This window comes from Sphingomonas sp. SORGH_AS_0438 (genome assembly GCF_031453475.1).
Taxonomy (GTDB): Bacteria; Pseudomonadota; Alphaproteobacteria; order Sphingomonadales; family Sphingomonadaceae; genus Sphingomonas.
Window position 1 is genome coordinate 2146114 of sequence record NZ_JAVIZS010000001.1, and the last position, 22219, is coordinate 2168332.

General features: G+C 69.1%; 20 protein-coding genes. 7 read left to right on the top strand and 13 right to left on the bottom strand.

The annotated features are described in order from the left end of the window. Nucleotides 1-212 precede the first annotated feature (212 nt). From QE452_RS09955 to QE452_RS09975, 5 genes are all read right to left on the bottom strand, one after another. A complete protein-coding gene (locus QE452_RS09955) occupies nt 213-4463 on the bottom strand; it encodes a translocation/assembly module TamB domain-containing protein (RefSeq protein ID WP_309657956.1) in 4251 nt (1416 codons plus the stop codon). Beyond that, nucleotides 4463-6661 (bottom strand): BamA/TamA family outer membrane protein, encoded by a 2199-nt coding sequence (locus QE452_RS09960; RefSeq protein WP_405052756.1) that lies wholly within the window; start codon nt 6659-6661, stop codon nt 4463-4465. Before QE452_RS09960 ends, QE452_RS09955 begins: the two co-directional genes overlap by 1 nt. Nucleotides 6662-6794: 133 nt before the next feature. Beyond that, nucleotides 6795-7226: a hypothetical protein gene (locus QE452_RS09965; RefSeq protein ID WP_309657955.1), complete on the bottom strand. Its 432-nt coding sequence runs from the start codon at nt 7224-7226 to the stop codon at nt 6795-6797. Continuing rightward, the gene (locus QE452_RS09970; RefSeq protein WP_309657954.1) at nt 7223-7954 is read right to left on the bottom strand and encodes an A24 family peptidase; all 732 of its coding nucleotides are present in this window, start codon (nt 7952-7954) and stop codon (nt 7223-7225) included. Before QE452_RS09970 ends, QE452_RS09965 begins: the two co-directional genes overlap by 4 nt. A 31-nt stretch (nt 7955-7985) precedes the next feature. Then, complete coding sequence (locus QE452_RS09975; RefSeq protein ID WP_309729982.1) at nt 7986-8108, bottom strand: hypothetical protein; 123 nt, start codon at nt 8106-8108, stop codon at nt 7986-7988. A 190-nt stretch (nt 8109-8298) separates the two neighbouring features. On the opposite strand from QE452_RS09975, the gene QE452_RS09980 reads away from it, so the two are divergent. Continuing rightward, nucleotides 8299-9507: an acetyl-CoA C-acyltransferase gene (locus QE452_RS09980; RefSeq protein ID WP_309657952.1), complete on the top strand. Its 1209-nt coding sequence runs from the start codon at nt 8299-8301 to the stop codon at nt 9505-9507. A 127-nt stretch (nt 9508-9634) separates the two neighbouring features. Further along, nucleotides 9635-9850, top strand: a complete 216-nt coding sequence (locus tag QE452_RS09985) for a hypothetical protein (protein WP_125993179.1) — start codon at nt 9635-9637, stop codon at nt 9848-9850. Between the two features lie 28 nt (nt 9851-9878). Here the strand turns inward: QE452_RS09985 and QE452_RS09990 are convergent, their stop codons facing one another. Beyond that, nucleotides 9879-10379, bottom strand: coding sequence for an SH3 domain-containing protein (locus QE452_RS09990; protein ID WP_125993180.1), 501 nt, complete (start codon nt 10377-10379; stop codon nt 9879-9881). A gap of 124 nt (nt 10380-10503) precedes the next feature. Here QE452_RS09990 and QE452_RS09995 point away from each other — a divergent pair, with 124 nt between their 5' ends. Then, a complete protein-coding gene (locus tag QE452_RS09995) occupies nt 10504-11514 on the top strand; it encodes a D-glycerate dehydrogenase (protein ID WP_309658136.1) in 1011 nt (336 codons plus the stop codon). A gap of 75 nt (nt 11515-11589) precedes the next feature. Further along, nucleotides 11590-11781, top strand: a complete 192-nt coding sequence (locus QE452_RS10000; RefSeq protein WP_125993181.1) for a hypothetical protein — start codon at nt 11590-11592, stop codon at nt 11779-11781. A gap of 146 nt (nt 11782-11927) precedes the next feature. Here QE452_RS10000 and QE452_RS10005 read toward each other — a convergent pair whose 3' ends face one another. The 3 genes from QE452_RS10005 to QE452_RS10015 all read right to left on the bottom strand — a co-directional run bounded on the left by QE452_RS10005 (nt 11928) and on the right by QE452_RS10015 (nt 15279). After that, nucleotides 11928-12626, bottom strand: coding sequence for a glutamine amidotransferase (locus tag QE452_RS10005; protein ID WP_309657951.1), 699 nt, complete (start codon nt 12624-12626; stop codon nt 11928-11930). A 7-nt stretch (nt 12627-12633) separates the two neighbouring features. Next, on the bottom strand, nt 12634-14037 hold the full coding sequence (locus tag QE452_RS10010; protein WP_125993183.1) for a nitronate monooxygenase family protein: 1404 nt from the start codon (nt 14035-14037) through the stop codon (nt 12634-12636). A 105-nt stretch (nt 14038-14142) separates the two neighbouring features. Continuing rightward, nucleotides 14143-15279 (bottom strand): glycosyltransferase family 4 protein, encoded by a 1137-nt coding sequence (locus QE452_RS10015; RefSeq protein ID WP_309657950.1) that lies wholly within the window; start codon nt 15277-15279, stop codon nt 14143-14145. Between the two features lie 236 nt (nt 15280-15515). Here QE452_RS10015 and QE452_RS10020 point away from each other — a divergent pair, with 236 nt between their 5' ends. After that, a complete protein-coding gene (locus tag QE452_RS10020; RefSeq protein ID WP_309657949.1) occupies nt 15516-15758 on the top strand; it encodes a hypothetical protein in 243 nt (80 codons plus the stop codon). Between the two features lie 18 nt (nt 15759-15776). Here the strand turns inward: QE452_RS10020 and QE452_RS10025 are convergent, their stop codons facing one another. Together QE452_RS10025 and QE452_RS10030 are read right to left on the bottom strand one after the other, a co-directional pair. Beyond that, nucleotides 15777-16886, bottom strand: a complete 1110-nt coding sequence (locus QE452_RS10025; protein ID WP_309657948.1) for a glycosidase — start codon at nt 16884-16886, stop codon at nt 15777-15779. 35 nt (nt 16887-16921) lie between these two features. Further along, entirely contained in the window at nt 16922-17785 is an 864-nt protein-coding gene (locus tag QE452_RS10030) for an alpha/beta hydrolase (RefSeq protein WP_309657947.1), read from the bottom strand. Nucleotides 17786-17821: 36 nt separating this feature from the next. Between QE452_RS10030 and QE452_RS10035 the strand changes: the two genes are divergently transcribed. Continuing rightward, nucleotides 17822-19180, top strand: coding sequence for a protein adenylyltransferase SelO family protein (locus tag QE452_RS10035; protein WP_309657946.1), 1359 nt, complete (start codon nt 17822-17824; stop codon nt 19178-19180). A gap of 77 nt (nt 19181-19257) precedes the next feature. Further along, nucleotides 19258-20667 (top strand): succinylglutamate-semialdehyde dehydrogenase, encoded by a 1410-nt coding sequence (gene astD / locus QE452_RS10040; RefSeq protein WP_309657945.1) that lies wholly within the window; start codon nt 19258-19260, stop codon nt 20665-20667. A 287-nt stretch (nt 20668-20954) separates the two neighbouring features. On the opposite strand, the gene QE452_RS10045 is transcribed toward astD, so the two are convergent. Continuing rightward, entirely contained in the window at nt 20955-21653 is a 699-nt protein-coding gene (locus tag QE452_RS10045) for a ribonuclease T2 family protein (protein WP_309730538.1), read from the bottom strand. A 17-nt stretch (nt 21654-21670) separates the two neighbouring features. Next, entirely contained in the window at nt 21671-22093 is a 423-nt protein-coding gene (locus tag QE452_RS10050; RefSeq protein ID WP_309657944.1) for a hypothetical protein, read from the bottom strand. Nucleotides 22094-22219 lie beyond the last annotated feature (126 nt).

Here is a 22219-nt window from a genome sequence, read left to right on the forward strand (position 1 = left end):
GTTCATCCTGGCGCTGATCTATGGCGATCACATCCGCCCGATCTGAAGCCATACCCGTTGCTCGATAGGCGCAGCCGCCAGCGGCGCGCGCCCGGACGACGGACCGGGAAAACGGACCCCACGCCCAGCGGCGTCGGGTCCGTTTTTTCGTTGGAGCCCATGACCATCACCTCGCCCGCCCGGCCATCGACCAACCGGGCGGGACGCATCGATCAATAATCCCTGGAGTAGCGGACGCTCGCCGACGAACCGCCGAACGAACCGGCCGAGGTCAGCACGCTGAGCGAGCGAGTCAGCGCGATGTCCAGCTGCGTGGCGGTGAAGCCGCGCGCGTCGGTGATGATCTCCACATAGATATTGTTGGTCAGGTATTTGCCCGCAGCCAGGCTGGTGCCCCGCCCGCTCGCCTCGTCGCCGCCGAGGACGCGGAGGCGATCGAACCCGGTCGCCGAGCGCAGCTTGCCGAGCGGATTGAGCCCGCCCCCACCCGATCCGCGCAGGCTGTTGAGCGCGGAGGCGAGCTGGATCGCCTCCACCGCCGACAGATTCTCCGGATTGGTGCCGAACAGCAGCCGGCTCAGCACCTCGTCCTGCGGCAGGGCCGGCGTCGAGGTGAAGCTGATCTGCGGCCGCTGGCCGGTACCCGTCACGTTCAGCACGGCGGTGACGCCGTTGGTGGTGGTGGTCGCCTGGATGTTGATGTCCGGATCGATCAGCGCGCCGCCCTGGAACCGGATCTGGCCCCGGTTCACCTCGAACCGCTTGCCCGCGAAGCTGTAGGTGCCGCGGATCAGGTCGAGCCCACCGGTGATGACCGGCGCGGCCGAGGTGCCGCCGATCCGCAGGTCCATCTCCCATTCCGACTCGAGCCCCATGCCCGACACGAACAGCTGATTGTCCGCGCGGACCCGCAGGTCGAGCTTGAACAGCCCGACCGGGGCCGGGGTCGGCCGATCGGTCGGCCGTGCGGCGCGGATTTCGCTCTTGCGGCGGACCCCGGTCAGCTCCGGCACTTCGGCCGCGCCCTGGCGGATGATCTGGTAGCGGGCATTGGGGATGGTCAGCTCGCCCTGGATCAGCCCGCCCTGCGGCCCGTTGGTCAGCCGGATCGTGCCGCTGCTGGTCGCGGCCAGCGCATCGCTGTTCGCCAGCCGTGCATTGTTCAGCGTCGCGCGCAGGTCGATCGGGAAGCCGGCGGCGGCGGCCAGGCCGATCGAGCCCTGCGCCTGCACCGTGCCGTCGCCGGCGCGCGCGTTCAGGCGGCTGATCTCCAGCCGATCGTTGTTGAAGCGGCCGGCGATCTGCATGTTGGTCAGCCGCGTGCCATATTGCTCATTGTCATAGGTCAGGTTGTCGGCGCGGATCAGGCCGTTGAGGCTTGGCGCGGAAACCCGTCCGCCGAAATCCGCCGCGACCGCGATCGGCCCGGTGAGCTGCTGGTCGGGCAGCGCCGCGAAGGAGAAGAGCAGCGACGACGGTCCGTTATAGCGGATGCCGCCGCCCAGCGGGGCGCTCAGCAGCCGGGTCGTCCAGCTTCCCGCCCCCGGCGGCAATGGCCGCAGCGAGGCGAGCACGCGACCGACCACGGTCTGGCCATTGCGGATCAGCGCCCGCATATCGCCGCCCTGCGCGTCCAGCGTGCCGGCCAGCACGATGTCGACCGGGTCGGAGACGGTGGCGACGCCGGTGCGGCGGAACTGGCTGATCGTCATCCGCGCGGTCGCATCCGGGAAGGCGGAGCTGGACGCCTGGCGGAAATCCAGGCTGCCGGTCGCCTGGCCGCTCAATCCCAGATTGGCGACAAAGGCATTGAGGATCGACAGGTTGAGCCGGTCGAGCCGGGCTTGGACCTGCGTCGCACCGCCGAACGATCCGGCCAGCCGCAGCGAGCCGCCCGGCTGCCCGTTGGCCGGCGCGAAGTCGATCCGGGTCGGGTCGAGCCGGTACGCACCGCCGCTGGTGCGGATGCGCGCGGGATTGACCGTGCGGAAGTCGATGCCGCTCGCCGCCCCCTTGAGCGCGACCAGATAATCGTCCGGTGCCAGTCGGGCGTTCAGCGCGACGCGGAACGGCACGCCGTTCGATCCGGTCAGCAGCGCCTGCGCGGTGCCGCGTCCCCCGACATAATTCACCTTGGCACGCGCCGCCTGGATGACGGTCGGGCCATAGCGCGTGTCGGCGAGCTGCACATCGGCCACCACCTGCGGCGCCTTGGGGAGCAGCACGATGCTGGCATTGGCGATCGCGCGGCCGATGGTGAAGTCCACCTGCCCCGGGATGCGTGCATTATAGGCCCGCGCCGCGATGTCCGCCCGCTGGTTGCCGCCCTGATCGGCGAGCCGGACATTGCCGGTCACGCCCTGTCCGTTGAAGGCGAGCGCCCCCGCAAAGGGTCCGCGCGGCGTCTGCACGACGCGGCCATTGGCGGCGATGCCGGCAAAGACCACGCGGCGGATGTCGACCGCCAGCTGGTTGCCCGGCCGCACCAGCACATCGGCGGTGAAGGGACCGTAATTGGTGCCGCCGCTCGCGGTCACCGCATAGGCGCCGCCCCGGCCGACCACGCGCGCGTTCAGGTTGACCAGCCCGACGCCGACGCCCGGTCGCGGCGCGCGCAGCACCACCACCGGCGAGTCCGCCGATCCGGTCATCCGCGCCGACAGCGGACCATATTGCGTCGAATAGGCGTCGGCCGAGACCGCAACCGCGCCGGAGGCCGGGTCGAACCGCCCCTGCCCCGACGTGATCCGGAACTGCGGCGCGTTGAGGCGCAGATTGGCGAAGGTCACGATGCCTTCGGGGCTGTAGCCGATGTCCGAGCGGACCACGGCGTTGCCGCCCAGGAAATTGCGGACCCCGTCGTTGAACAGCTGCTTGGTCTGCGCGACCACCCGGCCGGTGATGCCGAAACCGCCATTGGGCCCCGGCACCAGCTTCGCGTCGGTCGACAGGTTGAGGATGCCGATCGATTCGAGCCGATAGTTGTTCACCCGCCCCTTGAGCGCGCCGGTGTAGCGGCCGGTCGCGGTATTGGCGACGATCACGGCGGTCGCGTCGATCGAGTCGGACCGGATGCGCAGATTGTCGGACAGGATGTTGGGCATGGAGATGGCGAGGTCGCCATCGATACGCACATTGTTGGTCAGTCCGCCGACCGCCGCGTTCAGCCCGGTCACCCGGCGGGCGCGGGCATGGACCGGCACCAGGATGCGGTCGCTGTTCACCCGCGCCAGCCCCTCGGCATAGACATTCTCGACCGTCGTCGTGCCGAAGCCCATCGCGGCGGCGCGCAGCTTATAGTCGACCGTCGGCGTCGCGAACGCGCCGTTCAGCACCACGCGCGCGGTCACGTCACGCCCGCGTAGATTGGGAGCGATCGCGCCGGGGGTCAGCAGCTTGGCATCGACGGCGAAATTGCCAAACTGGCTATTGGCGAGATCGATCAGGCCGCCGGCGTCCACCGCTAGCGCGTCGGACTTGAGCGTCAGCCGCGTGTCGGCGCGCCGCTCGTTCAGCGTCGTGTCGATCGCCACATCCAGCTGCGGCGCGGTCAGCCGCTCGACCGGGCCCTCCAGATAGAGGCCGGGCCGGGTGGTGCCGCGCACCTCGATATGGCCGTTCCGCGTGGTCAGGTTCAGATCGGCGAGCTGCCCGCCGCCCAGCGTGGCGAGCGCGCGACCGCGCCAGTTCGCCCAGCTGCCGCGCCCGTCGACATTCACGGTCAGCGGCGCCTTGAGGCTCGCCATGGTCGCGACGACGCCGCCGGTCGGCGCCTGGAGCTTCACGTCCAGGTTTAGCGTGTTCCGGTCGGGGACCGCGTCCAGCGTCAGCGCCAGCCGGTCGCCGCCGGCAACGCCCGGACCGCGTAGCGCGGCGGCGTTCGCCTTCACCTGCGCGCGGCGGTCGGCGATATGGACGGTGCCGTCGAGCGACAGGATATGTGTCTGCCCGGTCACCGCCTTCTGCATAGTGAACCGGCCGATATGCAACCGGTTCACGTCGATATCGAGATCGGGCAGCAGCGGCTGGTTGTCCGGGGTGGGCGGCGTCGGCTTGAGCACGGGGCGGCGCGCCAGCGTGATCTGGTCGGCGCTCAGCAGCTTCACGTCGACATGGTTCTTCGCATAGGCGAAGGGCCGCCAGTCGATGTCGAGGCGCGGGCTGGTCAGGAACACGCCCTTCTGGTCGCTGACGCGCAGGTCGGACAGGGCCATGCGGCCATAGAGCGAACCGTCGATCCGCCCGACCTTGATGTTGAGGCCCGAGGCCGTGCTGTATCCGCCGATCTGGTCGGCGACGAAGCGGCGGCCCGGATCGGTATTGATCCCGAACAGCACGACCAGCACCAGCGCGACCAGACCGAGCAGGGTCAGGCCGATCCCCTTGAGGATACGGAACCCCAGGGAGCGCTTGTGCGGCGCGGACGGAGGGGGCGCGGAGTCCTGCGCCAGCGTGTCGGCCATCAGAATGCCTGCCCGATCGAGATATAGAGCGCGACCTTGCCGTCGCCCGGCCGCGGGTTGAGCGGCGTCGCGACGTCGATGCGCATCGGCCCGAAATTGGTGTAGAAGCGCCCGCCGATGCCCGCGCCGAAGCGCAGGTCGGTAAAGGTCGGCAGCGCATTGGCATAGCTGTTACCGGCATCGACGAACGGCACGATGCCGAAATCGCCGAACCGGTAGCGCGCCTCCAGCGAGAATTCGTTGAGCGACCGGCCACCGACGGGGTTGCCGTCGGGGTCGAGCGGCCCGAGCCGCTGATAGCCATAGCCGCGCACCGATCCGCCGCCGCCGCCATAGTAACGCCGCGACGGGGCCAGGTCGTCACGGTCGATGCCCTGGATCGATCCGGCGCGCGCGCGGCCGGCGATCACCAGGCGGTCGTTTACCGGATAATAGCCGGTCGCCTCCGCCAGCGTCCGCACATAGGGCCGCACCGCGCCACGCACCGAGGTTTCGGGCGAGACGTTCAGCTTCAGGCGGAACCCCTTGGTCGGGTTGAGCAGGCTGTCGGACCGGTCGAACACCACCTGCCCGGGCAGCGCCGCGATGCCGAAGGTGCCGCGCCGCCGCCGGCCGAGGTCGAAATCGTAGACATCCTCGTTGGTGCCGGTCAGCTCGACGCCATACGCATAGGTCAGCGGCTTCTGCCACAAGGGCGTCGAATCATAGCTCCAGCGGATCGCCAGCGTGCCGATATAGGCTTCATAGGCGTCGTAATTCTGGTGGCTGATATTGGCCAGGATCTGGAAGGTCCGGTCGCGCCGCCCGGCATTGGAGCGGCGGAAGGTGGCGTTCAGCCCCTGTTCCTGCGTGCCGAGCACCGCCGAGGTGATCAGCGCCCCCTCGTCCGGCCACATGTTGCGGTTGATCCACCCGCCCTCCAGCCGCGTGCCCTGCCCGGTCGAATAGCCGGCGGTCGCGGTCAGCGAGCGGTTCTTGCCCTTCTCCTGGCGGACCAGCAGGTCGACCTGTTCGGTCCCGTCCGGACCGGGCCGGCCGGTCTGTTTCGGCTCGACCGACACCGAGGAGAAGAGGCCGGTCGCGACCAGGGCATCGCGCAGGTCATCGGTCTTCTGCGCATCATAGAGCTGTCCCGACTTGAAGTGCGGGAACAGGTTGAGGTGATCCAGGCCGAACACCGGATCGCCCGTCGTCACCAACTGGCCGAAGCTCGACCGGGGGCCGGTATCGACCGGCAGCGTATAGGCGCCGGTCGCCTTCGGCCCCTGATCGTCGAGCAGGATGTCGCGCTCGCCGACCTTGACGAAGGGATAGCCCTGGCGCGGCAGTTGCAGGCTGACATTCGCCTCCGCCCCCTGGATCCGCGCCGCCTCGATCGGGTCGCCGATCTTGAGCGGCAGGTTGCGGCGGATCAGGTCGGTCGGCACCACCGGTGCGGCATCGATCGTGACCGACGACAAGGTATAGAGCCGGCCGGGCGACGCGGTGAGGAGCGCGGTGAGCGGCGCGCCGGGCGTGGCCGGCTGCTCGACCGTGGCGATGGCGGTGGCGTCATAATAGCCGAGCGACTTCATCAGCCGCACCGCCAGGCCTTCATCCTCGCGCGCACGCGCCGAGACCTGCGCACCGTTCGCCGCCTTGCCCTTGCCTTCGCGCAAGGCCGAGAGCGACTTGAACTCGTCCTCCAGGTTCAGCGCGTCGAGCCCGCGCACCACCGTCTCGTAGCGGATGTCCGGTGTCTTCTCCCCGGTCGCGGCTACTTCCGTCTGGAGCGGCGTCGAGTCGAAGCTGGCCAGCGGGGTAAGCGGCTGGGCCAGCGCCGGGTCTTCCGGCCCCACCGGCGCCAGCGTGTCGCCGGTCGCAAGCGGGGTGGTGGTCGCGGGCGAGACCGGTGTCTGGGTCGACGGGGTGGCCGGCGCCGCCATGCGGTCCATCGGCTCCAGCGGCGCGTTGATGTCGCCGGACAAAGGCGGCAGTGCCGCGTCGAATTCGGCCTCGGGCACGATCGGGGCATTGCCCTGCGGATCACCCTGATCCGGCGCGACGCTCTGGCCGGGCACCGATTGCGCGTCCGCCGGCTTGGGCGCGTCGGGGCCGCGCGCGGGGGCGGTACCCGGCTGTGACCATTGACCAAAAGCGGGAGACGTGGCGGTCAGCGCGACGGCGAGCCAATAGTGCCGGCGGGTCGAAGCAGTCACGCGATCATCATTCCCCTTTGCGGGACGATCGATTTTGATCTGCCCCCAACATGTCACTCAACGCACTGGATCGGTCAGGGTTTCGTCACGGCCGCGAAATCATCCCGATATGCGGCAATATCATTGTCCCTGTTCAGGAGTGCGCCGCGCAGCCGATCATTCCGGCGACCGGCAGCACCATTACATCGGCCCCGTCCCGCGCGATGGTCAACGTCGCTTCCGGCACGCCGCCGCCATCGGTCAGGTCGGCGCGAGTCGCGAAGGTCAGGTCCAGCGTCGCCATCACCCCGCCCTGCCGATAGACGCCATGCGTCGGCAGTCCGAAGCCGCCCGGGCCGGTGCGGCTTTCCTGGGGCAGGTCGACGACCTTGCCGTCGATCACCAGCCGCAGCGTCGCCGGGTCGGCGGTCGCCATCGTCACCAGCGATCGGTCCTGCAGGCTCCAGAGATAGGCGGCACAGCCCCGCGCGGGCAGCGCCTGTTGCGGCAGCTTGCCGGGCGTGAGGGTGGTGACGGCGGGGGTGGCGGCCTGCATCAGCACGGCCAGCATCGGGACGGCGATCATGCCAGCGCCTCTATCATCATCAGCCACGCGGGATAAGCCGCGATCGCAAGCAAGGTGCCCAGGGGCAATGCATCGTCCGCCGCCATCGGCCGTCCCGCCAGTCGCCGCACCAGCACCACGCCCAGCCCGATCAGCGCCGCGACCAGCAGCACCGCCGGCAGCATCCGCCAGCCGAGCCACAGGCCGATCGCCCCGAACAGCTTGGGGTCGCCGCCGCCCATCCCCTCCCGCTTCCGCCACAGGCGATACCCCGCCGCGATCGCCCAGAGCAGGCCGAAGCCGAGCAACCCGCCGACCAGCCGGTCGGTCGGGGAAGGCGGCAGGTCCGTGACCACGCCCATCAGTCCGGTCGCGGCCAGCAGCACGGTCAGCCGGTTGGGCAACCAGAAGGCACGCCAGTCAAGCGCCGCCAAGGCCAGCAGCAGCCAGCCGAACACCGCCCCTGCGATCGCGGTCGCACCTGGCGCGATCCAGCCGGCCGACAGGCCGATCGCCAGTGCCGCCGCCTCGACCTGCCAGTGGATCGGATCGATCGCCGCGCCACAGCCCCGGCAACGACCGCGCTGCCACGCCGCGCTCAGCAGCGGCACCAGCTCGACCGCGCGTAGCGTTCGCCCGCAGGCATCGCAGGCCGACCGCCCGCTGGCGACCGACCGCTCCTCCGGCCAGCGGACGACCAGCGCGGCGATGAAACTGCCCAGGATCAGCCCCAGCCCGCCCAGCAGCACCGCGCCCAGGCCGGGCGACCAGAGGAGGGGATCAGGGAGCGGCTTTGCGGACCAGATAGCGATAGACCCCGAACAGATGGACGCCGAACGGCACGACGTTCCGCGTAGCCAGCGCCCGATCCTTCGACAAGGCGGCGACGATCACGCCCCCCACCCGTGATCCACCGGCCATGGTCGAGCGACACCGACGCCGCCCATTTCGGCACGGCGCAAGGCTGGCAGCCGGACCGGCGAAGGACTATGTCGGCGATGCAGTATCGCGGGCGAGGCTGGTCGCCATCGGCGGCCGGCATCACCGGATCTGCCAATGATACCCATCAATACATCGTCTTATGGAGAGTAGAATGGCCAGTGCGCCCGCCCCCCTGTCGGCCGCCGACCCGATCGTCATCCTGTCCTATGCCCGCACGCCGATGGGCTCGTTCCAGGGCTGCCTGTCCGGCGCCAGCGCGACCCAGCTCGGCGCGGCGGCGGTGCGCGGGGCGGTCGATCGGGCCGGCGTCGCGGCGGCGGCGGTGGAGCGCATCTATATGGGCTGCGTGCTGTCCGCCGGCCTGGGCCAGGCCCCGGCGCGCCAGGCGGCGATCGGCGCGGGGCTCGGCGCGCATGTCGAGGCGACCACGGTCAACAAGATGTGCGGATCGGGGATGCAGGCGGCGATCATGGGTGCGGAGGCCCTGGCGGCCGGGTCGGTCGACCTGCTGGTCGCCGGCGGCATGGAGAGCATGACCAACGCCCCCTATCTGATGACCAAGCATCGCGGCGGAGCGCGCATCGGCCATGATCGCATCCTCGACCATATGATGCTCGACGGGCTGGAGGATGCCTATGATCCCGGCCGCGCCATGGGAACCTTCGCCGAGGATATCGCCCGGGAATATCAGTTTACGCGCGAGGCGATGGACGACTACGCCATCGCCTCGCTCACCCGCGCGCAACAGGCGCAGGCGAGTGGCGCGTTCGATCGCGAGATCGTGCCCGTCGAGGTCGCCGGCCGCAAGGGCAGCACGACCGTGACGCTGGACGAGCAGCCCGCGCGCGGCGACGTTGCCAAGATCCCGACGCTCAAGGCCGCCTTCGCCAAGGACGGCGCGATCACCGCCGCCAATTCCTCCTCCATCTCGGACGGCGCGGCGGCGCTGGTGATGACGCGCCAGTCGGTCGCCGACCGGCTGGGCCTGACGCCGATCGCACGCATCGTCGCGCTCGGCGCCCATGCGCACGAGCCGGCGCGCTTCAGCACCGCTCCCGTCGACGCGATCCGCAAGACGCTGAACAAGGCCGGCTGGTCGGCCGACTCGGTCGACCTGTTCGAGGTGAACGAAGCCTTTGCGGTAGTCGCGATGATCGCGATGCGCGACCTGGGCCTGTCGCATGACCGGGTGAACGTCCATGGCGGGGCGTGCGCGCTGGGCCATCCGATCGGTGCCTCCGGAGCTCGTGTCCTGGCGACCCTGTTGTCGGCGCTGGAGACGACCGGCGGGCGGCGCGGCGTGGCGAGTCTGTGCATCGGCGGCGGCGAGGCCACGGCGATGGCCGTGGAACGACTATGATCCGGAAAATATCCCGGCTTTTTGCCCCATATTAACCATTCGCCGCATAGAAGGAGCAGATGGGCCGAGCACCGCTTGACGATCCCCCCGACGCGGGTGAACGGCGGTGCGGCAAACGAGGATGTATATGGTGTTCAACGTGTTGGTGATGGCCTATGCCGTCATTGTCAGCTTCGTCCTGTCGACCGCCAGCCGCCGCCGTCGCGAGGCGCGTCCGCTGGGTCGCGCGGTGCAGACCGCCGGGCAACTCGCCTATGGTACGTCGGTCACCTTCGCGTTGCTGTGCACGGGCTGGGCCTGCATGATCTATCTGGGCGCGACGCCCGCCCCCGCTTTGTCCTGATCGTCGCGGGAGGCGGGCCGGTCCCGCCTCAGGGCAGGATTTCCGTCGCCTCCACGCCCCACAGGCTTCCGACCTCGACATAGCCGGCGCGCCCCTTCACGTCGAAGCGGCACCAGCCATGGCCGCAATCGCTGATCCGCCCGACCACGCCGGGCGCGGCGCGCCACGCGATCGCCGCCCGCTCGGCCGGCTGCAGCCGCATCGGCGCAGCCTCCGTTCCCGTGACCACGGCGGTCCGCGTCAGCCGCAGTAGATTGCCCTGCATCCAGCCCTCGGTGCCGTCCTGGTCACGGATGCGCCGCCATTCCTTGAACACGCCCACCACCTGCACCGGCAGGCCGGCACGCTGATACAGCCAGCTCGCCGGATAGGTGCGGGCCGGGCCGGTCCGCATCCGCGCCTGACCCGGCCCGATCGACGCCCAATAGGGCACGCTCCGCTTCTCGGTGGCGGCCGCCGCCGGATCGCTGGCGGACAAGGCGGTGGGCACAATGGCGATGGCGAGCAGCGCGGCGATCGCGATACGCATGACAGAAGTTCCTCTAGGCGAGGCCCCTCCTTTCACGGCGCGCGCTCCGGATCAACCGTCTCGACCGTGCGACGCGATGGATGCGGCCGTTGACGCCGCCGCCCGCCTCCGCCAATCCCATGCCATGGCCGATCCGCATCCCGACACGCGACGTTGCCTCCGCCCCCGGGTGATCGTCACCCGCGAATTGCCGGACCGGATCCAGGCGCGGATGGAGGCGCTGTTCGACACGGTGCCGAGCGTGGACGATGCCAAATGGTCCGCCGAACGACTGCACGCCGCCGTCGCCGAGTGCGACGTGCTGGTGCCGACCGTGACCGACCCGATCGACGCCGCCGTGATCGCCGCCGCCGGACCGCGCCTGCGCCTGATCGCCAATTTCGGTGCGGGGGTGAACCATATCGACCTGGCCGCCGCCCGGGCGCGCGGCATCATGGTCACCAACACCCCCGGCGTGCTGACCGAGGATACCGCCGACTTGACCATGGCGCTGATCGTCTCGGTCCCGCGCCGGCTGGCGGAGGGGGAGAAGCTGGTCCGATCGGGCGAATGGGCCGGATGGAGCCCCAGCGGGATGCTCGGCCATCGGATCGGCGGCAAGACGCTGGGCATCGTCGGCATGGGCCGGATCGGCCAGGCGGTGGCGGCGCGCGCCCGCGCCTTCGGCCTGGCCATCCATTACCACAACCGCCATCGCCTGCCCGCCGTGCTGGAGGCGCAACTGGGCGCGACCTGGCACGCGAATCTGGATGATCTGCTCGCGGTCGCCGACATCGTCACCGTCCACACGCCGCTCAACGCCGACAGCCGCATGCTGATCGATCGCCGGCGGATCGGGCTGATGCGCCCCCATGTGTTCCTGATCAACGCCAGTCGCGGCGGCATCGTCGACGAGGAGGCGCTGGTCAACGCACTGGAACAGGGCCGGCTTGCCGGCGCCGGGCTCGACGTGTGGGAGCATGAGCCGCGCATCGACCCGCGCCTGCTCGCCCTGCCCAATGTGGTGATGACGCCGCATATGGGCTCGGCCACCTATGAAAGCCGCGTGGCGAGCGGCGAGAAGGTGATCCAGAACATCCGCGCCTGGGCAGATGGCCACCGTCCGCCCGACCAGGTGCTGGACGGCTGGCGTTAGTTTCGCAGGCGGAACGCCGGGAACGATGCGGTTTGATCGGGATTAACGCGGCACCCCCGGAAAAAGGAGTGACTTATGAAGACCTTGTTTGCTGGTAGCGCGCTGATCGTCGCGGCCCTGTCGATGTCGGCCTGTTCGACACTGCGTGGTGCCGCGATCGGTGGCGCGGGTGGCGCGGGCGTGGCGGCAGCGACCGGCGGCAGCGTCGAGAAGGGCGCGGCGGTCGGCGGTACGGCCGGCGCGGTGGTCGGCACCGTCGCGGACTAAGGATTGCTGTAGACAGTATGTTCTTCCCCGGCGAAGGCCGGGGCCCAGATGGGAAGGCTTTGGAAACGGGGCGCCAAGCGTCTTCGTGATCGCCCCTCATCCGGGCCCCGGCCTTCGCCAAGAGGGTCTCGGCGCCTAGACTGGACTTAAAGCCGGTCCAGCCAGTTCGCGATCATCCGCCGTCCAGCGGCGACGGCCAGCGGTCCCAGTCGCCCGTGATCCTCCACCAGCCGCTCCGGCGTCAGGCCGGCGCTGGCGACATAGTCCCGCCCCTCCTCCAGCCAGATGTCGAAGCGCGGGTCCTCGCCCATCTCGGCATGGAATTGCAGTGCCAGCACTCGCGGACCGACCGCGAAGGCCTGGTTGCAATAGCCCTCGGTCGAGGCGAGCCGGACCGCGCCCTCCGGCAGCGTGAAGGTGTCGCCATGCCAGTGCAGCACCTCCGTCCCCGCCAGCGCGGCAAGCGGCGAGGCTTCACCGGCGGCGGTCAGGTGCAGGGGCGCGAAGCCGACCTCGCGCGCCGGGCCGGGATAGACCCGCGCACCCAGGGCTGCGGCGATCATCTGGCTGCCCAGGCAGATCCCCAGGGTCGGCAGGCCGGCCGCGATTCGCCGCCCGATCGCCGCCACTTCGGGCTCGATCCAGGGATAGGTATCTGTCTCGTAGACGCCCATCGGGCCGCCCATCACGATCAGCAGGTCGGCCGCGTCCAGCACGCCCCCGGCGAAATCGGCACTGTCCGCCGCCTGCCATTCCAGTCCGTAGCCCGCCGCCTCGATCGGCGCGCGATACCCCGCCGCGCCTTCATAATCGACATGGCGGAGGATCAGTGCGCGCTTGGCCACGATGGGGTCAGTCTCCCGTCAGGATGCGATCCACCAACTGCTTCACGCTCGGTACGAACCCGTTCGAGTAGAAGGGGTCCTTCTTGAAATTATAGGCGGCGTGACCGGCGAACATCAGGTTCTGCTCGGTATCTCCGCCATGGGCGATATCCTGTAGCGTCTTCTGGATGCAGAAGCTGCGCGGATCGGCGAGCCGGCCGGTCGAGTTGGTCTCGGTGTCTGCCCAGCTGGAGAACAGGCATTGCGACAGGCAGCCCATGCAGTCGGCCTGGTCCTTGCGGATTTCCTTGGCCTCCTCGGGGGTCACGAACACCAGCGTGTTGTCCGGCGTCTTCAGCGCCAGGGTGAAGCCATGGCCGAACCATTCGCGCGCGCGCAGCAGGTCGCCCTGCGTCACCCAGAAATTCTTGCCCTTCACGCCCACGTCGAGCTGGAAGACATGGTCGCCCGCTTCCTGCATCGAGAAGGCGATCTGCCGTTCCGACCGCGCCTCCAATGCACGTAGGAAGGGATTGCGGACGGCCGAGGAATAGAACCCGGTCGGCGAGAAGCGATGGAGCAGCACATCGCCCTCCTCGATCGTCATCAGCCGGTGCTTCCAATCGTCGGGGATCGGGCTCTCCCGCGTCAGCAGCGGGCGCGTACCATATTGGAAGGCGATCGCGCCCAGCTCGGGATTGTCGATCCAGTCGTTCCAGTCGCGAAGATACCAGACGCCGCCGGCCATCACGATCGGCGTGCTGTCGGGAATGCCGCCCTCGCGCATCGTGTCGCGCAGCGCCTTGACGCGGGGGTACGGGTCCTCCGGCTTCAACGGGTCCTCGGCATTGGACAGGCCGTTATGGCCGCCGGCCAGCCAGGGGTCCTCATAGACCACCGCCGCCAGCCAGTTCGCCGCCTTGGAATAGGCACGCTTCCACAGCGCGCGGAACGCCCGGCCCGAGGAGACGATCGGCAGATACGACACTTCGTAGGAGGCCGCGATCTCCGACAGCTTGTACGGCATGCCCGCGCCGCAGGTGACGCCCGCCACCATGCCGCGCGTCCGCTCCAGCACGCCGTGCAGCACCCGCTGCGCGCCGCCCATCTCCCACAACACGTTGATGTTGATCGCGCCCTTGCCGCCGGCGATGTCGAAGGCGCGGCGCACCTGCTCGACCGCGCCGTCGATGGCATATTGGATCAATTCCTCGTGCCGGTCGCGCCGGGTCAGCGCGCGATAGATCTGCGGCACGATTTTGCCATCGGGATCATAGCTGTCGGCATTGACGGCCGAGACGGTGCCGATGCCGCCCGCCGCCGCCCAGGCCCCGGCCGAGGCATGGTTGGTCGCGGCGACGCCCTTGCCCCCCTCCACCAGCGGCCAGACTTCACGGCCGTTATAGTTGATGGGAGAGAGGCCTTTGAACACGGGACACATACCTTCCGGGAAATCGTGCCCATCCCTATACCGATTTGTTCCGGCGGTGCGAGGGCAAAGCTGCGCGAAACCTTAATCTGAGAATAGCGTCCGGCGTCAGCCCAGCGCGCCGGGCCGGCCGAGCGCCCCTTCGTACAGCGCCTTGTAGCGGTGGATCATCACCGCCTCGTCATAGTCGGCCAGCGCCTTTCGCCGGTTCGCGGCGCCCACGGACCGCCGCAGGTCGGCATCCTTCATCAGCGCCTGGATCACGTCGCGCAGGCGCACCTCGGTCGGGAATTCGGCGATGAACGGCAGGTTTTCCGGCGCGACCATGCGTCGTACATCGCCCAGCGGCAGGCTGGCGACCGGCAGGCCCGCCGCCATCGCCTCGACCACCGCGATCGGGAACTGCTCCGCCTCGGACGATACCGCCAGCAGGTCGAAGGCGCCGAGCATGTCGTAGCTCCGCTCCAATGAGCCGGGCAGGACCAGCCGGTCGTCGATCCCCATCGCCATCGCGGCACGCTCGATCGCCGCGCGCTCCGGCCCTTCGCCCACGATCACCAGCCGGAACTTGCCCGACAGGCCGCCACAGGCGCGGACCAGCGCCGGGAAGTTCTTGATCGGGGTCAGGCTGCCGATCGCGCCGATCACCACCTCGCCCGCCTTGCGATCCAGGCCGGGGATCGCCCCCTTCTTCGCCGGCTGGCCATAGGCGTGGGTGGCGATGCCGGTGACGATGCGGTGGACGCGCGCGGCCGGCTGCTTCCAGGCACGCAACGCGATCTCCTCCAGCGTCTCCGATGGCACGGCCAGCGCATGGGCGGCGGACAGCGCCGCGCGGCGATAGAGGTTGCGCTCGATCTTCAGCCCCTTGGCCTCGTCGCCGGTAAAGCCGTCCTCGTGATGGACCAGCGGCGGCATGTCCTTGCCGAAGACGCGCCGCGCCATCACCCCGTCGATCGCGCCCCAGTCATAGGTTAGCACCAGGTCGAACCGCCGCATGAACTTGGCGATCGCCTCGTACCGACCGACCGAGGGTCGTCCAGCGAGCGGCGGCGGGTTCTGCGCGATCTCGTATCGGACACCGCTCGCGATCCGCGCCCGCGCGCCGAGCGCCTCCGGATCGGCGGAGACGATGACATGCCGCGCCCGCTCGCCCCAGGCCTGCATCAGCCGCGCCGCGCGCGCCTCCTTGCCGCCGAGGTCGAAGGAGGAATGGAGGTGGAGGATCGACAGAGGTGCGCTCATTCCCCTCGCCTAGCCGATGCGGCGGCCGGTTTGAACCGGTACGATCTTACGCCTTTGCTCGAAAGGAAGCCGCCAACCACCACAATATACACAGTATCTTAACGGCTTCGATAAATCCAAAATGGATAAATCGACGATTCGGAAAGGTCGCTTGCAAATGGCGGCGGAATGTTGCTTTTGCTGCTGTGCACCATATTCAGGATCGTGCCTGTAGCGGTGAAACAAAGGGAATTACCATGAAGATCAAGTCGATCGTCGCAACTGCCTGCATCGCCGCCCTGAGCGCCACCCCGGTTCTCGCCGCACCCGCAAACAGTGCAGCCGGCCTGTCGGTCGCCAAGTCGGTGCGTGCCTCGGCTCCTTCGAAGAAGGGCAACAAGCTTGCGGCACCTGGCGCGATCATCGGCCTGATCGGTGCGGCGGCGATCATCGCGGGCGGCGTCATCATCGCCGTCGACGACAATTCGGACAGCAACTAAGTCCGTTGCTTCCCCCGGTCAGGCGAAGGTCGACCGGGGGATATGGGTGATGCGGCAGGCCAGATCGGCCTCGCCGCTCGCCACGACATACTCCTCCCCCTGCTCCGCGATGCCGGTCGTGAAGACGACATTGTCGAGATAGAGCAGGTCCTTCAGCGGCTCGGTCAGGGCCGGTGCCGGCTCCAGCAGCGGCGCATGTTCGGTCGCGACGGTGACCGACGGATCATAGCGATCCAGGATCGACCAATAGGTGCGATAGACGCCGACCACGCCCGATGGCTCGACTCCGTGCCACAGCGTCAGCCAGCCGCGCTCCGTCAGGATCGGCGGGGTGCCGCCGCCCATGCGCGCGGTCGCCACCGTGGCGGCATGGGGCCGGATGCCCGGCTTGTCATAGGGCTTCCAGTGGAGCGCGTCGGGCGAACTCGCCAGGTTGATCGACGGACCGGCCCGCCATTCGCTGTCCGGCGGATAGGCGAAATACAGGTCGCCGAGCGGCCGGGTCTGCGCCCAGAACTTGCCGCCGACCTTGCCTTCGAAGATCAGCATGTCCTTGTTCTGATGGTCGAGGACGATGCCCTCCAGCACCCAGTCCAGCGCATCGTCGCTGGTATAGAGCGTTGTCGCATGGCGTTCCGGGCTGACCGAGCAGGTGGTCATGTAATAGCGGCCGTCGACGCGGCTGATCCGCGCATCCTCCAGGCCATAGCATTGATAATCGGCGGTGGGCGCGATCGCGCGGTCGTAATGGACGGCGACCACCGAGGTCCCGTCCGGCGACAGCTCGACGGGCAGCAGCCAGGACAGGCTGGTCAGCGCCATCACCTTCCACCCGCCGCCACGCATCATGAACTTGCGGGGATCGGCGGTGTCGACCAGCGCCAGCGGCCAGGCATCGAGCCGATAGCCCTCCGCCGTCCAGCGGATCGCATGGACATGCCCGTCCCGGATCGGCTGGCGCAGCGCCTCCGCCACCCGCACCATCATCAGCAGATTTCCATTCGCCAGCCGGGTCAGCCCCGGGTTGAACGCACCCAGCACATAGGTCTCGGCATCGATCCGCCCCGCCAGCGGCGAGCGGGTGAGATCGACGTCATGCGGCGTGAAGATGATCTGATCGAAGGCCATGGCGTGGAGACGCGTTGCGGCGGGGGCGGTTCCGCCTAGGCCCCGTCGACCCGGGCCAGCAGCCGCTCGATCCCCGCCAGCGCCTCCGGCTCGGTCAGCATCGGCGCATGGCCGACGCTCGGCACCGTCACCAGTTCGGCATCGGGCAGCGCCTCCGCCATCCGCCGCGCCGTGGCGGCGCCCAGCACGTCGGATCGCTCGCCGCGCACCAGCAGCACGGGCACGCCGCCCAGGCCGCCCAGCGCCTGCCACATGTCCGGCCCCGTCTCCGCGCCCGGCACCCGGAACGGCTCGGCGATCTTCAGGTCGTAATCGAGCACGATCCGCCCGGCGGAGGTCACGCGGTACAGCCGCTTGGCCATCGCCAGCCAATCGGACAGGCCCCAATGCGGATAGATGTCGCGCTGCGCCTCCGCCAGCGTCCGCGCGGCGTGCAACCAGGTCGGGCAGCTCGATCCGCGCCCGACATAACCCCGGATGCGCGCGATGCCCGCCGCCTCCAGCTCGGGGCCGATATCGTTCAGCACCGCGCCCGCGATCCGCTCGCGCGCGGGTCCGGTCAAAAGCATCGTCACGATCCCGCCCAGCGACGTGCCGACCGCGACGAACCGCGCGATCCCCCGGTCCGCCAGCAACGCCAGCACGTCCTGCACATAGGTCAGCGGGACATAGCTCATCGCGTCGCGCGCATAGCCGCTCTCGCCGCGGCCGCGAAAATCGACCGCGATCACCCGCCGGCGCCCCGCCATCGCCTCGGCCAGCGCCGCGAAGTCGCGCGCGTTGCGGGTCAGGCCGGGCAGGCAGATCAGCGGCAGCCGGTCCGCATCCCCGGGATAGTCCCGCGCGTGCAGGCGGATGCCGTCATTCGACCACCAGAAGATGTTCTCATACGCCGCCATGTTGCACCCCCGCCGTGGAGCCCCCCATATCGCGTCATGCCCCACAGCCCGCAAGCATATCGCCCCCGCACCGCATTGCTCGACCTCGGCCCCGATTTCTGGGACCCGGTGGCGGCGGCAAACTTCCCGCAGACGATGCTCCGCTACCGCAACGACCGCGCCGCCGCGTCGATCGGCCTTGCCGGGCTGGACGAGGCCGAGTGGCTCGGCCATTTCGGCCGGTTCCAGCCGCTGCCCGACACGCTGCCCCAGCCGCTGGCGCTGCGCTATCACGGCCATCAGTTCCGCAGCTATAATCCCGATATCGGCGACGGGCGCGGCTTCACCTTCGCGCAGATGCTCGACGATCGCGACCGGATGATGGACCTCGGCACCAAGGGGTCGGGCCAGACGCCCTATAGCCGGTTTGGCGACGGCCGGCTGACGCTGAAGGGCGGCGTGCGCGAGCTCCTGGCGACCGAGATGCTGGAGGCGCTGAACGTCCCCACCTCGCGCACCCTGTCGCTGATCGAGACGGGCGAGGCGCTGGACCGGGGCGACGAGCCCTCCCCCACCCGCTCCGCCGTGCTGGTCCGGCTGAGCCACGGCCATATCCGCATCGGCAGCTTCCAACGGCTCGCCTGGTTCCAGGACGAGGCGGCGATGCGGCGGCTGGTCGACTACGTGCTGGTCGAACTGCATGGACAGGCGCCGGGCGATCCGGTGCGGATGCTGGCTAATATCGTCGAGCGTACCGCCGTGCTGGCGGCGCGCTACATGGCGGCGGGGTTCGTCCATGGCGTCCTCAACACCGATAATATCAACGTCACCGGCGAAAGCTTCGACTATGGCCCCTGGCGGTTCGCCCCGACCTGGGACCCCGGCTTCACCGCCGCTTATTTCGACCATCAGGGCCTTTATGCCTTTGGCCGCCAGCCCGAGGCGATCGGCTGGAACGTCGCGCAGCTCGCCGCGACCTTGCGGCTGGTGGCGGAGAGCGATCCGCTGATCGCCGCGCTGGAGGGATTCGCCGGCCATTTCCACCCCGCCCTGGTCGAGGCGATGCTGTGGCGGCTCGGCGTCCGGCCGCGCGGGGCCGAGGAGGATCGCGCGCTGGTCCGCGCGCTGGAGCGGACCCTGCGCACCACCCAGGCTCCCATCGATCGGCTGTTCTTCGACGCCTTTGGTGACCGCCTGCCCGACAGCTACGACAGCGCATGGGACGAGGTGCGCAGCCGCCTGGCCCCTTATGCCCCCCGCAAGGACCGCAACCATGCTTATTGGTCGGGCGAGCCCTGCGCGATGCTGATCGACGAAGTGGAGGCGATCTGGGCGCCGATCGCCGCTGAGGACGACTGGTCGCGGCTGGACGGGAAGGTGGCGGCGATCCGCGCCATGGGCGAGGCGCTGGCCTGATCCGTCCCGAAACGGCACAACGTCCTCCCCCCATCGACCCGCTGGACCTGAACGCGGCACGACTCCATAGAGTGCGGATGGGCGAGCTAGTCAGCCATGAACCTGCCACGGGCGCGGAACTGGCCCGCCTGCCGATCGGCGATGTCGACACGGAGGTCGGAGCTGCCCGCGCGTCCTGGGCCGGCTGGGCGGCGCAGGCACTGTCCTACCGCGTCGAGACGCTGCGCCGTTTCGCCAATGTGGTGCGCCAGCGGCACGAGCCCTTCGCCGACCTGATCGCGCGCGAGACCGGCAAGCCCCTGTGGGAGGCACGGACCGAAGTCGATTCGGTGATCGCAAAGGTCGACATCTCGGTCGCCGCCTACGCCGAGCGCACCGCGCAGCGTCGCATGGAAGGCCAGATGGGCTCGCGCATGGCGATCCGGCACAAGCCGCATGGCGTGCTCGCGGTGCTCGGCCCCTATAATTTCCCGGCGCATCTGCCCAATGGCCATATCGTGCCCGCGCTGCTCGCCGGCAATGCGGTGGTGTTCAAGCCGTCCGAGAAGACACCGGCGACCGGCCGCTTCCTGGTCGAATGCCTCCATGCCGCCGGCGTGCCGGAGGGGTGCGTCCGCCTGCTGGTCGGCGGCCCGGCCGAGGGGCGCGCCCTGTCGGCGCATCCCGGCATCGACGGACTGTTGTTCACCGGATCGGCGCGGACCGGCCTCGCGCTCAACCGCCAGTTCGCCGAGCATCCGGAGAAGATCCTGGCGCTGGAGATGGGTGGCAACAACCCGATCGTCGTCTGGGACACGCCCGACCTGCACAGCGCGGCCGTGCTGGTGATTCAGTCCGCCTTCACCAGCGCCGGGCAGCGCTGCACCGCCGCACGGCGGCTGATCGTCGAGGCGCGGCTGGCCGATGCCCTCCTCGCCATCCTCGACGACATGGTCGGGCGGCTGATCGTCGGTGCGCCGCATGACGATCCCGCCCCTTTCACGGGGCCGGTGATCGACAATGACGCGGCGGACCATCTGTCGGAAAGCTTTCTGGGGCTGGTGATGCGCGGCGGCCGCGCGATCCGCCATCTGGCCCGCCCCGATCCGGACCGCCCCTTCCTGATCCCGGGCCTGATCGACGTGACCGCCATGGCCGACCGGCCCGATGGCGAGCTGTTCGGCCCGATCCTCCAGATCGTGCGCACCGACGATTTCGACGCCGCGCTCGCCGAGGCGAACGCCACCCGCTACGGCCTGTCCGCCAGCCTGATCAGCCAGACACCGGCGCTCTATGACCGGTTCTGGGCGACGATCCGCGCGGGCATCGTCAACTGGAACAAGCCGACCAATGGCGCGGCGTCCAATGCGCCGTTCGGCGGCATCGGCTGGTCGGGCAACCATCGGCCGTCCGCCTATTACGCCGCCGATTACTGCGCCTATCCGGTGGTCAGCAGCGAAGCCGACTCCGCCCGCGCCGCGATCGGCGTGGGGTTGCGGGACGGGTAGAGCCCGATGACATGACCGCGACCTGAAAACGTCATTGCGAGCGTAGCGAAGCAATCCACAGCCGCGCGCGTGACGCCCTGGATTGCGTCGCTACGCTCGCAATGACGGCTTGGGTCAACCCGATGTCATCCTGCGCCAGGCTGCCCCTCGCCCCGCTCTCCTGTTCCCCGGCGAAGGCCGGGGCCCAGTCGGGGGACGATCATGACGACGCGCAACGCCAGATACCCAAAGCCTTCCCGACTGGGCCCCGGCCTTCGCCGGGGAACAGGAAGGGGAATGGCTTGGCGTTACCGCCGCCCGCGCCAGATCCTGACCGAGGCGTTGGGCGACAGCCCACCCTGATGCGCAGGGCAACGCTGGTAGCGGAAGCCCTTGTCGAGACACAGCCACACTTCGTCCAGCCAGCCCTGCCGGTCCGCCGTCACGCGCATCATGTCCGGGGTCAGCCCCGGATTGGCGCGCGCCATCGCCTGGGCGAACTGCCCGGCGGTCAGGGGGGCGCGCGACAGCGCCTCCATGTCGGGATAGCGCAGCTTGCGATAGAGCGCGGCGGAGCGGTTGAAATAGCTCTTCGGCGTCTCGCCCGCCATGCAGGTGCCGTGCTTCGACCATTCATGCTGCATCAGCTGCGCCGATGGCGTGGTGCAGAGATGGGCGCGGATCACCGGGCGCGGCAGCAAGGGGGTCGCCCGGCAATATTGCGGCCAGTCCTTGCCGATGCCGTCCGGCCACAATCCGTGCAGCGTGAAGCCGAAGCGATTGCCGCTGCCGCATTGCAGCCGGGCGCTCGCCTCGTCGCCATTCTCGCGGCAATAGCGGGGTGCCCAGGTGATCGCGAGGGTATAGCCGCCAATCGGCAGCACGCGGCGCGGCTGGCTGTCGCTTGGCAGGTCGGGATGCGGGCGCGGCACGGCATTGGGGATCGCGCAGCTATAGGCCTGGGCCTGCACCGCCGCCGGCACGACCATCAGGGCCGCCGCCGCCATCCATCCGAACCGCACGATCACAACTCCTTCTCCGTCACCACCGCATCCTCTTCCCAATCATCATGCGGCCACGCGAAGAACGCGCGCGCGGTCGGCCGGAACAACAATACCGCGCCGATCACCGTCAGAACCACCTGCACGACATTGACCACGCCGAGCGGCCCCAGTGCCACCTGCCCCGTCCCGATCTGGTAGAGGAGCGAGATCGCGCCCAGCCCGGTCAGCGCGATCAGCAGGCCGCGTGCGATCCGGCTGCCGCGCCGGGTGGTGAACAGGATCAGCAGCAGGAACGCGCCGACCGTGAAGGCCGTCACGCCGCCCGCCAGCCCGGCGCCATAGGCATCGACCAGCGGCCGCCACACCATCAGCGAACTGACGAGCAGCAGCGCGGTGCCGCCCAGATAGAATTGCTCGGCCGTGACGATGGATTTCGGGCGCACGCTTTTCCCCTTGCACAAGCATCCGGCTTCTACCGCCGATCATGCCGGCTGAGAACCGTTCGTTTCGCGAGCATAACGCTGTCGATCGGGGGACGATCCGGGAAGACCGGGTCGCCCCCTCCCCAC

What these genes read in the sequence shown, in the direction of transcription:
- QE452_RS09955 (WP_309657956.1), bottom strand. Translation starts at nt 4,463, where the DNA reads ATGGCCGACACGCTGGCGCAGGACTCCGCGCCCCCTCCGTCCGCGCCG.
- QE452_RS09965 (WP_309657955.1), bottom strand. Translation starts at nt 7,226, where the DNA reads ATGATCGCCGTCCCGATGCTGGCCGTGCTGATGCAGGCCGCCACCCCC.
- QE452_RS09980 (WP_309657952.1), top strand. Translation starts at nt 8,299, where the DNA reads ATGGCCAGTGCGCCCGCCCCCCTGTCGGCCGCCGACCCGATCGTCATC.
- QE452_RS09985 (WP_125993179.1), top strand. Translation starts at nt 9,635, where the DNA reads ATGGTGTTCAACGTGTTGGTGATGGCCTATGCCGTCATTGTCAGCTTC.
- QE452_RS09990 (WP_125993180.1), bottom strand. Translation starts at nt 10,379, where the DNA reads ATGCGTATCGCGATCGCCGCGCTGCTCGCCATCGCCATTGTGCCCACC.
- QE452_RS09995 (WP_309658136.1), top strand. Translation starts at nt 10,504, where the DNA reads ATGGCCGATCCGCATCCCGACACGCGACGTTGCCTCCGCCCCCGGGTG.
- QE452_RS10000 (WP_125993181.1), top strand. Translation starts at nt 11,590, where the DNA reads ATGAAGACCTTGTTTGCTGGTAGCGCGCTGATCGTCGCGGCCCTGTCG.
- QE452_RS10015 (WP_309657950.1), bottom strand. Translation starts at nt 15,279, where the DNA reads ATGAGCGCACCTCTGTCGATCCTCCACCTCCATTCCTCCTTCGACCTC.
- QE452_RS10020 (WP_309657949.1), top strand. Translation starts at nt 15,516, where the DNA reads ATGAAGATCAAGTCGATCGTCGCAACTGCCTGCATCGCCGCCCTGAGC.
- QE452_RS10025 (WP_309657948.1), bottom strand. Translation starts at nt 16,886, where the DNA reads ATGGCCTTCGATCAGATCATCTTCACGCCGCATGACGTCGATCTCACC.
- QE452_RS10030 (WP_309657947.1), bottom strand. Translation starts at nt 17,785, where the DNA reads ATGGCGGCGTATGAGAACATCTTCTGGTGGTCGAATGACGGCATCCGC.
- QE452_RS10035 (WP_309657946.1), top strand. Translation starts at nt 17,822, where the DNA reads ATGCCCCACAGCCCGCAAGCATATCGCCCCCGCACCGCATTGCTCGAC.
- astD (WP_309657945.1), top strand. Translation starts at nt 19,258, where the DNA reads ATGGGCGAGCTAGTCAGCCATGAACCTGCCACGGGCGCGGAACTGGCC.
- QE452_RS10045 (WP_309730538.1), bottom strand. Translation starts at nt 21,653, where the DNA reads ATGGCGGCGGCGGCCCTGATGGTCGTGCCGGCGGCGGTGCAGGCCCAG.